Below are 11,912 nucleotides of genomic sequence, written 5' to 3'. Positions count from 1 at the left end.
TGCGGGGTTGGTGCGTTTGCGCTGGTGGCGGTCTTGGCGCGGTTTTGGGCGGGCCGACTTGGGTCGCCGTTCGGTCGACCGCTTCGTCGCGGCCCCGGCGGGGCTCCCCTGACCACCCGTGGTTGACACCACCGTCCGGGTGGTGTCGTTGGCGGGTGTCGGTCCGCCGATGCCGTCCGCCGGGGTTGGTGCGTTTGCCCTGGTGGCGGGCTTAGCGGGGTTTTGGGCGGGCCGGGCGGCTCACCCGGGATTGACACCACCGTCCGGGTGGTGTCGTTGACGGGTGTGGAGTCGGCCCGGAGGCCGGGCCGGGCCCGCCTTCGCCCGGCTAGGGTTGACGGTGTGACCGCAGGCATCAATTCGGCGCTCGCCGCGCGCATCGGCGGTTGGACCGCGCGCCCGGGGCCGGAGATCACCTTCGCCGAAGGCATTCACCTGGTCGCGGACCTGCGCAATCAAGTCGGCAAGGCCTTCGGCTACGTGGCGGAGATCACGGGTTTGGAGGACGCGGCCCGGACGGCGGCGAACACCGAGACCCTGGTCGTGGACCGGCGCGGCCTGGTCAGCAGTCTGGTCGCGACCGTTGACTCCCTGACCGCGCCGGTTTGGACGGAAGACGAGATGTCCTGGGCGGCCCGGCAGACCGCCAGCGCGCAGTTGGGCGGGATCATCGGTGTGATGGCCTACCGCGTCCTGGGCCATTACGACCCGTTCCACGTCCAGCGCGCCGATTCGCCCGGTCGCATCGTGCTGACCGCGCCGAACATCCTCCGCTTTGAACGCGAACTCGACGCCGACCCCCGCGACTTCCATCTGTGGGTCGCCCTCCACGAGGTCACCCATGCCGTCCAGTTCGCGGCCGCGCCTTGGCTGGTGGGCTGGCTGCGGGGCCGCGTTGACGCCCTGCTGGAGGCGGACCTGGAACCGAGCCGCCCCAGCCAACTCCTCGCAGCCCTCAAGAGGCTCCCGGAGCTCTTCGCGGACGAGGTCTCGCCCGCCGTCCCCGCGCACCTCCTTTCGCCTGAGCAATCACGCATCCTGGCCGAGCTGACCGCCGCCATGTCGCTGCTCGAAGGCCACGCGGACGTGATCATGGACGCGGTGGGGCCGAAGGTCGTCAAAACGGTCGAGCACCTCAGGCCCCGCTTTGAGGCCCGGCGGGTGGCGCGCGGCCGCTTCGAGCGCGCGCTGCGCCGTCTGGCCGGGATCGAGGCCAAGTCCGCCCAGTACGTTCAAGGCGCCGCCTTTGTCCGCGCCGGCCTGGCCGCCCTGGGCCACGAGGGTTTCAACGCCGTTTTCGCCTCCGCAGCCGCCCTGCCGACCGCCGCCGAGATGGACGATCCGCCCGCCTGGGCCAAACGCCTGGGCGCCGACCGCAACCCCTGAGGTCATGGCCAAACTGGACCCGGCGGTCGCAGCCGGCCGCCGCGCGGTGCGTTTGTGGTTGCGCCAGGCTGCGCCCCCCCCGCCACCCGCAGACCATTCGCCCGGCCCCGTCCACGAGACCGGCCACAACCGCCCGCCGCCCGCGTTGGCGGCCCCGCGGCCGGGAGACGCGCCCGATGCCGTCCGCCCGCCGGGAGACGCGCCCGGTCCCGTCCGCCCGCGTGGGGAGGCGCCCGATGCCGTCCGCCCGCCTCGGGACGCGCTGGATCTTGCCGGCGCGCCGGGAGACGCGCCCGGTCCCGTCCGCGCGGCTCGGGACGCGCTGGATCCTGTCGGCGGGGCGGGAGACGCGTTCGATGCCGTCCGCGCGCCGGGACATGCGCCCGGTCCTGTCGGCGCGCCGGGACATCCGCCCGATGCCGTCCGCGCGCCTCGGGACGCGCTGGATCCTGTCGGCCCGCCGGGAGACGCGTCCGATGCCGTCCCCACGCCGGGACATGCGCCCGGTCGTGCCGGCGCGCCAGGCGACGCGTCCGGTGCTGTCCGCGCGCCGGGCGACGCGCTTAGTCCCGTCCGCCCGCCTCGCCACGCGCTGGATCCTCTCCGCGCGCCGGGAGATGCGCCCGGTTCCCTCCGCGCGACCGGCCGTGGCCGGGGACCGTTGGCGCTCGTGGCCTGTTCAGGCGGGACGGATTCGTTGGCGCTCGCCGTGGTCGCCGCCTTTGAGGCCCCGCGTCAAGGTTGGCGCGCCGGCGCCGTGATTGTGGACCATGGTCTGCTGCCGGATTCGGCGGCGGTCGCCGCGAAAGCCGCCCGCCAGTGCCGCGACTTGGGCTTGGACCCGGTAGAGGTGGTCGCCGTGGCAGTCGACCGGCACAGCGGCGAAGGCATCGAGGCGGCGGCCCGCACGGCGCGCTACGCCGCGCTTGAAGCGGCCGCCCGCCGGCAGGCGGCCGCGACAGTGCTCCTGGCGCACACCCTGGATGACCAGGCGGAGACGGTGCTGCTGGCGTTGGCCAGGGGCTCGGGTGCCAAGGCGCTGTCCGGCATGGCCCCCGCGCGGGGAATCTTCGGCCGCCCGTTCCTCGAGCTGACCCGCGCCCAGACCGCAGCCATTGTCGCCAGCGCCGGTCTGGAACCCTGGCACGACCCGACCAACCAGCCCGGTGGCCCCTATAACTCGGCGCGCAGCCAGGTCAGAGCCGAACTCATCCCGCTCGCCAAGCAGATCCTGGGCCTGGGCTTCGACCGGGCCCTCGCCCGGACGGCGGCGCGAATCCGCGAGGACTCGGACTATTTGGACGCACGGGCCGCCGCTCTCTTGACGCGGGCAGGCGTCAACACCGGCGAGGGCGCAGGCGGCGAGAAGGCCCAAGCTCGTCGCCGCGGGCGGACGGGGGCTGGCGGCCAAGGCACGGGGGCGGGGAAGGGCGCGGTCCTAGCGGGCGCACGGGGAACCGCTGACGGGCGGGACGGGGGAACCGGAGGCGGCGGGACGGCATCGGGGGCGGGGAAGGGCGCGGTCCCGGCGGGCGCACGGGGAACCGCTGACGGACCGGACGGGGGAGCCGGAGGCGACGGGACGGCATCGGGCACGGGGGAGGAAGCGGTCCCGGCGGACGCACGGGGAACCGCTGACGGACGGGGAACCGCTGACGGACGGGGCGGGGGAGCGGGGGGTGATTGGGCGGCATCGGGCACGGGGGTGGACGGCCGGGGGAAATCGGGCGGAACCTGCGTCCTCGACTGCCAAACGCTCGCGGCTGCGCATCCGGCCGTTCGCAGGCGGGCGCTGCACCAAGCTGCGGTCCGGGCGGGCGCCGACGCGGCGGCCCTCAACACCGCCCAAATCGAGGCCCTCGACCGGCTGGTGACCGCGTGGCACGGGCAGGGGCCAGCCCACCTGGCGGGCGGAATCCTGGCGGCCCGCAAATGTGGCAAGCTGGAGTTTCGCGCATTGCCAACTGCTCACCTGGTGCCTGAGGAGGCTTAAGTGGACGCCCATGACATGGGGACCGACCTTGAAAAAGTGCTGCTGAACAGCGAACAGATTGACGAGCGATTGGCTGAGCTGGCCGTCCAGATCGACGCCGACTACGCCGGACGGGACCTGTTGCTGGTGGGAGTGCTCAAAGGCGCGGTGATGGTGATGGGCGACCTGTCGCGCAAGCTCCACTCCAAGGTGACTATGGATTGGATGGCGGTGTCCTCGTACGGCTCGGGCACCAAATCCTCGGGCGTGGTCAGAATCCTCAAAGACTTGGACACCGACATCCATGGACGGGACGTCCTCATAGTGGAGGACGTCGTGGACTCCGGCTTGACCCTATCCTGGTTGCTGGCCAATTTGCGGTCGCGCGGCGCCAGGTCGGTGGAAGTGGCGGCCATGCTGCGCAAACCCGATGCGGCCAAGGTCGAGGTGCCGGTTCGTTACGTCGGTTTCGACATCCCGAACGAGTTTGTGGTGGGCTATGGGCTGGACTTCGCCGAACACTACCGGAACCTGCCGTTCGTGGGCACGTTGGCGCCCAAGGCCTACCAGTGACCGAAGCGAACGGCGGCGGCCCCGCGCCGCGACCACACCCAGGAACGACCAACCGATGACCAGAGCCCCGACGGGCTGAAAGACAAAAGCAGAGAAAGCGAATTCGTGGCAAAAGCACCGACCAAGAGACCGTTCGTCAGGGCGCCCATGCTCTGGCTGCTGTTGGGGCTGGTGGCCGTGTGGCTGCTGGTCGGCTCGCTGTTCCGGGGCGGCCCGCAGGAGATCGACACGTCCGTGGGCCTGCAACTCCTGGCGGACAAGGAGGTCAAGTCCGCCAAGATTGTGGACGGCGAGCAGCGGGTGGACCTGACGCTGACCAAGAAGTACAAGGACAAGGGCACGTTGGTGCGCTTCTTCTACGTGGAGCCGCAGGGGCCGGACGTGGTCAAGGCGATCAAGGACTCGGCGCCCAAGGAGGGCTTCAACTCGGAGGTGCCCACCCAGTCCTGGTGGGGCTCGCTCCTGATGACCCTGATCCCCATGGCCCTGATCCTGGGCGTGTTCTGGTGGCTGATGTCGCAGATGCAGGGCGGGGGGCGCGGCGGCCCGCTCAGCTTCGGCAAGTCGAAGGCGAAACTGGTCTCCAAAGAGTCGCCCAAGGTCACCTTCGCGGACGTGGCCGGCGTCGATGAGGCCGTGGAGGAACTGGAGGAGATCAAAGAGTTCCTCGCCGAGCCGGCCAAGTTCCAAGCCGTGGGCGCGAAGATCCCGCGCGGCGTGCTCCTCTACGGGCCTCCCGGCACCGGCAAGACGCTGCTGGCCAGGGCCGTGGCCGGCGAGGCGGGCGTGCCGTTCTACTCCATCTCCGGCTCTGATTTCGTCGAGATGTTCGTGGGCGTGGGCGCCTCGCGCGTGCGCGACCTGTTCGAGCAGGCCAAAGCCAACGCGCCCGCCATCATCTTTGTGGACGAGATCGACGCGGTGGGCCGCCATCGCGGCGCGGGCCTGGGCGGCGGCCACGACGAGCGCGAGCAGACCCTCAACCAACTCCTGGTGGAGATGGACGGCTTCGACGCCACCACCAACGTCATCCTGATCGCCGCGACCAACCGGCCGGACATCCTGGACCCGGCCCTGATGCGGCCTGGCCGGTTCGACCGCCAGATCACCGTGGGCGCGCCTGACCAGCCGGGACGCCTCGCCATCTTGAAGGTCCACGCCAAAGGCAAGCCGATGGCCCCGGACGTGGACCTGGCGCAGGTCGCCAAGCGCACCCCGGGCTTCACCGGCGCGGACCTGGCCAACGTCCTCAACGAGGCCGCGCTGCTGACCGCCCGCGAGGACGTCAAGCAGATCACCAACCACGCCTTGGACGAGGCGATCGACCGGGTGGTGGCCGGCCCGCAGCGGGTCTCCATGATGATGACCGAGGAGGAGAAGAAGAACACCGCGTACCACGAGGGCGGCCACGCCGTGGTCGCGGCGGCGCTGCGCAACACCGACCCGGTCACCAAGGTCACCATCCTGCCGCGCGGCCGCGCGCTGGGTTACACCATGGTCATGCCGACCCGCGACAAGCATTCCGTGACCCGCAACGAGTTGTTGGACCAGTTGGCCTACGCCATGGGCGGCCGCGTCGCCGAGGAACTGGTCTTCCACGACCCGACCTCCGGCGCCTCGAACGACATTGAGAAGGCCACCGCCACCGCCCGCAAGATGGTCATGGAGTACGGCATGAGCTCCGCTTTGGGCTCGGTCCGCTACGGCCAGGCCGAGGGCGAGGTCTTCCTGGGCCGCGACTACGGCCACCAGCGCGACTACTCCGAAGCGGTGTCAGCCCAGATCGATTCCCAGGTCAGGGCCTTGATCGAGAACGCCCACACCGAGGCCTGGGAGATCCTGCGGGCCAACCGGGACGTCCTGGACCGCTTGGTGCTCCGACTCCTGGAGAAGGAGACCCTGAACGAGGCCGAGTTGGCGGTCATCTTCCGCGACGTTGTCAAACAGCCCGCGCGCCCCGTTTGGCTGAGCTCCTCCGAGCGCCCCGTCTCCTCCCGCCCGCCGGTCGCCATGCCCGCACGGGACGCCGACCAAACCAACCAAGCCGACGATGCCGACCAGGCAGCCGATGCCGCCCGGTCGCCTGCCGCTCCGCACGGGAACGAAGCTCCGTCTGCGCCAGCCGCGCCTGCGGCTCCGGCCGCGCCTGCGAACGCTGTTCCGCCCGCGTCATCCGCGCCTGCGAACGGAGCTCCGCCTGCGCCAGCCGCGCCTGCGAACGGAGCTCCGCCTGCGCCGGCCGCGCCCGCTGCTCCGACCGCGCCCGCTGCTCCGACCGCGCCTGCCGCTCCGACCGCGCCTGCCGCGGCGGACGGACCGCCAATCCCGCCCGCCGGCGGGGCCGGGCCCCGCGACACGACTGGCCGCCCAGTCGGCCCTCCGGCCGGCGAGGGGCCGGCGCCCGGCGCGTCCAACGGACCCGCCGATGGCTGAGCCGTCCGAACCGCCCCCCGGCTTCGACCGAGCCCGGATCGAGGCTGCAGTTAGGGAGTTCTTGTACGGCATTGGCGAGGACCCGGACCGGCCCGGTCTAATTGACACCCCGGCGCGGGTGGCCAAAGCCGCCGCCGAGGTCTTCTCCGGCCTGCACCGCGACCCACAGGAACTGCTGGCGGCTCGGTTCGATCTGGGCCACCAGGAACTGGTGCTGGTCAAGGACGTGGCGTTCTACTCGATGTGCGAACACCACCTGCTGCCGTTCCACGGCCTGGCCCATGTCGGCTACATCCCGGCCGCGGACGGTCACATCACGGGGCTGTCGAAGCTGGCGCGCCTGGTTGACTGCTACTCCCGCCGCCCGCAGGTCCAAGAGCGCTTGACCAGCGAAATAGCGGACGCGCTGATGGCGGCGCTGGAGGCGCGCGGGGTGATTGTGGTCCTGGAGGCGGAGCACTTGTGCATGACAATGCGGGGCGTGCGAGCCGCCGGTTCGAAAACCGTCACCTCGGCGGTGCGGGGCGTCCTGCGATCCGGCCCCACCAGGGCGGAGGCCATGTCGCTGATAGTCCACGCGGGCGGCTGAGCGTGGCGGCTTCCAACACCGCCGCGCGGGAATGCGGCCCGTCCGCCACTGCGGGCGCGGTTGGCGCGGGCGGAGCAGCAGGTGCGCTCAGAACAGCGGGCGCGGGCGGCGCAGGCGGAGCAGCAGGTGTGGTCGGAACAGCGGGCGTGGTCGGAGCAGCGGGCGCGGCGGCTGCGGGCGGAGCAACAGGTGTGGTCGGAACAGCGGGCGCGGCTCGCGCGGACGGAGCTGCGTTCGGGGGCGCGGGTGCCCTGGGGCGGACGGTCGTTCCGAAAGGACTGTCAGAACCGGGGTCCTCTGGCGGGTACCCGTCAAGGCGGATCCTCCCGGCCGGGCCCTCCCTGACCGGGCCCTTCCCGCCGCGACCGGCGCCCTTGCCGGCGCCGCTCGCCGGTCTGGAACGCACCGCCGTCATGGGGATTTGCAATGTCACGCCGGACTCGTTCTCGGATGGGGGGCGCTACCTGGAACTGGCGGCGGCCCTGGACCACTGCGACCAGATGCTGGCCGAAGGCGCGGACCTGATCGACGTGGGCGGCGAGTCGACCCGGCCGGGCGCTCCGCGCGTTGACTTGGAAGAAGAACTGCGCCGGGTGATCCCCGTGGTCAAAGAATTGGCCGCGCGGGGAGTGGCGGTGTCGGTTGACACGATGCGGGCGGCGGTGGCCGCGGCCGCCGTCGAGGCGGGCGCCGCCGTCATCAACGACGTCTCCGGCGGCTTGGCCGACCCGGCCATGGCGGGCGTCATGGCCGAATCGGGTTTGCCCGTGGTGCTGATGCATTGGCGGGGCCACTCCGACCGGATGGACGCCCTGGACCGCTACGGCGACGTGGTGGCGGAGGTCCGGGCCGAACTGCGGGCGCGGCTGGAAGCGGCGATTGGGGCTGGGGTGCGGCCGGACGGCATCGTGCTCGATCCGGGTTTGGGCTTCGCCAAAACGGGAGCTGCCAACTGGCCGCTGCTCGCCCGCTTGGACCAACTGGGCGAACTGGGGTACCCGTTGCTGATCGGGGCTTCGCGAAAGCGTTTCCTCGACCCGGAGCGCGGCCCGTCACCCGCTGGCGGCCCCGGACCGGCCGGCCGGGACGCCGCGACGGCCGCGGTCACGGCCTTGGCGGCACGGGCCGGAGCCTGGTGCGTGCGGGTGCACGCGGTCGCCGCCAACGCGGCGGCGGTGAGGGTCGCGGCGCGGATCCACGCGGACGTTGAGCACCGCGAAGCACCTGGAAAAAGCGCGAATTGTGCTTCCGGGCAGGGTGAACCTACCTGCGCGGGTGGCGTTCCCGGCGCCGACGGGGGCATGATGGCCTAATGGACTGGGTGTTGGGGCCGACCGGCGAGGCGCTTGACGTCATCGAATTGAACGGCATCACAGCTTTTGGCTATCACGGCGCGCTGCCCGAAGAACGGCGTAACGGCCAGATTTTCCGCGTTGACGTGCGGCTTCATCTGGACTTCAGAGCGCCGGCGGAGACGGACGACCTGAGCAAGACGGTCGACTACGCCGAGGTGGCGCGGTTGATCGCCGGGATCCTGGGCGGGCGCCCGTACAACCTGCTGGAGACGGTGGCGTCCCAGATCGCGGAGGCGATCCTAGAAGACGACCGGGTCGAGTTGGTCGAGGTGGCGGTTCACAAGCCCACAGCACCCCTGGGGGTCGAAGCCGGCGACGTGTGCGTTCGCCTGAGGCGCGGGATGCACAGTTGGCGGGAGACGACGTTCGTGACACCGGACTCGGCCATTTTCGACGCGGTCGAAGAGGCCGAGCAGCGGGCGAGCCTGGCCGAAGAAATGGACGCCGCGTTGGACCGGGTGGTGGCGCAAGGCCTGGCGGACGTGCGCGGCAAGGCGCCTGCGGTTGATCGGAACGTCCCCGCTTTGCCCGACGGCGCCGCTTCGCCGGAGCCGTCCGCCAAATCCGCCAAAGAAGAGGGTGACGGCCAGGCTGGGGAACGCGACGGCGTTTTGACGCGCGGGGACGCGGCGGCGGACGTGGACGGTGATGATCTGGAGGGGGCCGACTTTCCCGCCGCCCAGTCCGACGAGTCCGCCGAGCCGGTCGGCGAATCCGACCATGCCGAGGCTTCGACGCTGCGACGTCGGCGATTGGGTTCGGCGGGCTCGCCCGTGTCCTCGATCGACCAGGTTCCATCCGAGCCGGCCGACGCGATTGTCGCCTTGGGCGCCAACATCGGGGAGGCGTTGACGACCCTCCGGTCCGCTTTGAACGATCTGCGCGAGGAACCTGGGATTGAAGTCGTGGCGGTGTCGCCGCTCGCCCGCACGGCGCCTGCGGGATACGAGGATCAACCCGACTTCTTCAACGCCGTGGCGCACATCCGCACCGCGCTGGCCCCCCGCGCGCTGCTCCGCACGCTGCAGGGAATCGAGGAGAAGCACGGCCGCCAGCGGGGTATCCGGGGCGGTCCGCGCACGCTTGACCTCGACTTGATCGCCTATGACACCCTGTTGGCCGACGAGGACGAGTTGACGCTGCCGCACCCCCGCGCGCATGAGCGTTCGTTTGTGCTGGTCCCGTGGTCGCTGATGGCCCCCGGCGCCTTCTTGCCGGGACTGGGCGGCGGCCCGGTCGACGACCTGGCCCGCTCCGCGCCCGACCAAGGCTCCATCCGCTGGCTGGCGCCCGACTGGGACCGTCCCACCGCGCCGCAGGCCTCCGAGGAGCCGCCCGCCGCGTCAGGCGCGGCGGCACAGCCGGTGGATCTGGGAACGGCGGGTCAGGGAGCGGTGGCTTGGGCGGCTGAGGGCTCCCCGGAACCTGCCGCCGCGGCTTCCGCGGCTTCCGCGGCCGCGCCAGCGGTCTCGGCGGCGGCCGCGCCAGCGGTCCCGGCCGCGGGGAGCGTGTTCGCCGCACTGGCGGCCTCGGTCCCGGCCGCTCCGGCCGCAGAGCCGACCCAATTCGCCCCGGCACCAGAGCCGGCCCGATACGCCCCGGCCGCCGTCACAGCTACTCCAGCCGTCTTCGCGAACGATCCGGAGGCGGCCGTTTCCCCGCCGTCCGCCGCCGGGTTCCCCGATCCCGCGCCCGCCCGCCGGGCCGTCCCGGCCCAGTTCCCGCCGCCGCCCCCACCTCCGGGGCCGCCCTCGTTCACCCCCGAGTTCCCCCCGACCTGGGCGCCGCTCCAAACCCAGCCCCCGGCCAGAGCGGAAGCGTGGCCGAGCGAACCCCCGCCGCCGGATCATCCGCAGGCGGGCCCCGGAATGCCCGGCTTTTTCGCCGCCGCCCGGCGGGCGCGCGGCGCTTTCAGAGGTTTGGGCAGCGACGACGAAGCCGAGGCGGATCAGCTCTTGGTGCCCGTGCCGTACCAGCCGCAATCGCCAGGTTCCCCGGCCGGCGCCGCGGAGGCGCAGTTCCAGCCCACGATGGCGCCCGGGGTGGGTTCGTCGCCCATGCCGTCCCGCCGTCCCCCGGCCCACGAGCCGGAACCGGACGCCGAGTCCGGGGCCGAAGAGGCCTCGCCGTGGGCCGCGGCCTCGCCTGCGGCCGATGAGGCGCGGCCCGCTCCGGAGGCCCTCGTCGGTCCGGCCGCCTGGGCGCCTGTCGTTCACCCGGCGGACGCCGGGCAGCCAGCTCCCGTGGTTTACGCCGGTTCGCCCGACCCGTCGATCGGGCCGTTGTACGCCTTCCCGCCCGGCCCGCCGTCCGCAGCCGGGCCCACGGCCACGCCCGCGCCCGGGCCGGTGGGCGAGGTCAGCTTGTCCGACCCGTTCCCCGACCAGTCCGGCTTCTGGGTGAGTCGGGCTGCGGCCGAGGTATGAGCCTCACCCGAATCAGGACCATGCTGGCGGTGGGCCTTGTGGCCGCCGTCGTCAGCGCGATTGTGGTGGAGTTGGCGACTGGCCGGCTCTGGCAGCACGTCAACGTGCCGTGGACGGTCCCGCTGATGCTGGCCGCGGCCGCCGTCGCGATTGTGCTGGCCGCTTGGCCGGTCCGGCAGTACGTCAAGGGCAAACGCCGTGTGATCGACCCGCTGCGCGCGGCCAACATCTTGACCTTGGCCAAAGCCTGCGCCCTGGGCGGCGCCGCGTTGGCGGGCGCGTACCTGGGGGTGGCATTGGTGGCGACCGGGGCGCTGCATTCGCCGTTGGCCTGGCAACGTCTGTGGCAGGACCTGGCGGCTTGCGTGGCGGCCGTCGTGCTGGCGGCGGCCGGCCGCGTGGCGGAGTGGTTCTGCCGGCTTCCCCCCGAGGACCCGGCCGCAGACCAGGCCGGCGCCCCCCAGCCGGACTCAAGCCCGGCTTAGAAACGGGCGCGAAAACGGGGACGGTACCTGTTTCCGGCGAGCCGGAAACAGGTACCGTCCCCGTTTTCGTCCGCCAGGAGGGCTCTGATTGAATGGTGGCGTGGTTGACGACGCGTTGCCGGCTGGCGTGATCGGGTTTGGGCGGGTCGGCGGGGCGTTCGCCGGCGCCCTGGCGGCGGTGGACCATCCCATTGCGGCGGTGGCGGCCCGCTCCCAGGCCAGCCGGGAACGCGCGGAGATCGCCTTGCCCGGCGTGCCGGTGGTGACTCCCGCCGAGGTCGCGGAACAAGCCGGGCTGGTTTTCCTGACCGTCCCGGACTCCCAAATCGCCCCCTTGGCGCAGGAGTTGGCCGGCCGGTGGCGGCGTTTCCAGATTGTGGTCCACACCGCCGGCGCTTTGGGCCTTGAGGTGCTTGAGCCAGTCGAAAGGGCCGGAGGCATCCGGCTCGCGATCCACCCCGTCATGACCTTCACCGGCACGTCCCTTGACGTCAAGCGCCTTCGCGGCACGCCGTTCGCGGTCGAGGCCCCACCCGGACTGGCCGGGCTGGCCGAGGCCTTGGCGGTCGAATTGGGCGGCCAGCCGTTCCAACTCCCGCCCGGCGTCCGGGGCGCGTATCACGCGGCCGTCAGCCACGCCGCAAATCATCTGGTAACTCTGCTGACGCAGGCCCTTGACGTGTTGGAATACGC

At 71.8% G+C, this 11,912-nt stretch carries 9 protein-coding genes; all 9 read left to right on the top strand.

Annotation, left to right across the window (positions count from 1 at the left end; translation table 11 throughout):
- Positions 1-342: 342 nt before the first annotated feature.
- The gene (locus LBC97_14810; protein ID MDR2567302.1) at positions 343-1,386 is read left to right on the top strand and encodes a zinc-dependent metalloprotease; all 1,044 of its coding nucleotides are present in this window, start codon (positions 343-345) and stop codon (positions 1,384-1,386) included.
- A gap of 4 nt (positions 1,387-1,390) precedes the next feature.
- Positions 1,391-3,379 carry a tRNA lysidine(34) synthetase TilS gene (tilS, locus tag LBC97_14805; protein ID MDR2567301.1) on the top strand — a complete coding sequence of 663 codons (1,989 nt, stop codon included), beginning with the start codon at positions 1,391-1,393 and terminating at the stop codon, positions 3,377-3,379.
- On the top strand, positions 3,380-3,931 hold the full coding sequence (gene hpt, locus LBC97_14800; GenBank protein ID MDR2567300.1) for a hypoxanthine phosphoribosyltransferase: 552 nt from the start codon (positions 3,380-3,382) through the stop codon (positions 3,929-3,931).
- A 147-nt stretch (positions 3,932-4,078) separates the two neighbouring features.
- Entirely contained in the window at positions 4,079-6,364 is a 2,286-nt protein-coding gene (gene ftsH, locus LBC97_14795; protein MDR2567299.1) for an ATP-dependent zinc metalloprotease FtsH, read from the top strand.
- Positions 6,357-6,953 carry a GTP cyclohydrolase I FolE gene (gene folE, locus LBC97_14790; GenBank protein ID MDR2567298.1) on the top strand — a complete coding sequence of 199 codons (597 nt, stop codon included), beginning with the start codon at positions 6,357-6,359 and terminating at the stop codon, positions 6,951-6,953. The genes ftsH and folE overlap by 8 nt, the downstream gene beginning before the upstream one ends.
- A gap of 413 nt (positions 6,954-7,366) precedes the next feature.
- A complete protein-coding gene (folP, locus tag LBC97_14785; protein MDR2567297.1) occupies positions 7,367-8,266 on the top strand; it encodes a dihydropteroate synthase in 900 nt (299 codons plus the stop codon).
- On the top strand, positions 8,266-10,734 hold the full coding sequence (folK, locus tag LBC97_14780; protein ID MDR2567296.1) for a 2-amino-4-hydroxy-6-hydroxymethyldihydropteridine diphosphokinase: 2,469 nt from the start codon (positions 8,266-8,268) through the stop codon (positions 10,732-10,734). The genes folP and folK overlap by 1 nt, the downstream gene beginning before the upstream one ends.
- Complete coding sequence (locus LBC97_14775; GenBank protein ID MDR2567295.1) at positions 10,731-11,219, top strand: DUF3180 family protein; 489 nt, start codon at positions 10,731-10,733, stop codon at positions 11,217-11,219. The genes folK and LBC97_14775 overlap by 4 nt, the downstream gene beginning before the upstream one ends.
- A gap of 100 nt (positions 11,220-11,319) precedes the next feature.
- Positions 11,320-11,912 (top strand): DUF2520 domain-containing protein (locus LBC97_14770; protein ID MDR2567294.1); only part of this gene is annotated, 593 nt, incomplete at its 3' end.

It is taken from the genome of Bifidobacteriaceae bacterium, assembly GCA_031281585.1.
Taxonomy (GTDB): Bacteria; Actinomycetota; Actinomycetes; order Actinomycetales; family WQXJ01; genus JAIRTF01.
This window is presented reverse-complemented; position numbering and strand designations above follow the sequence as displayed.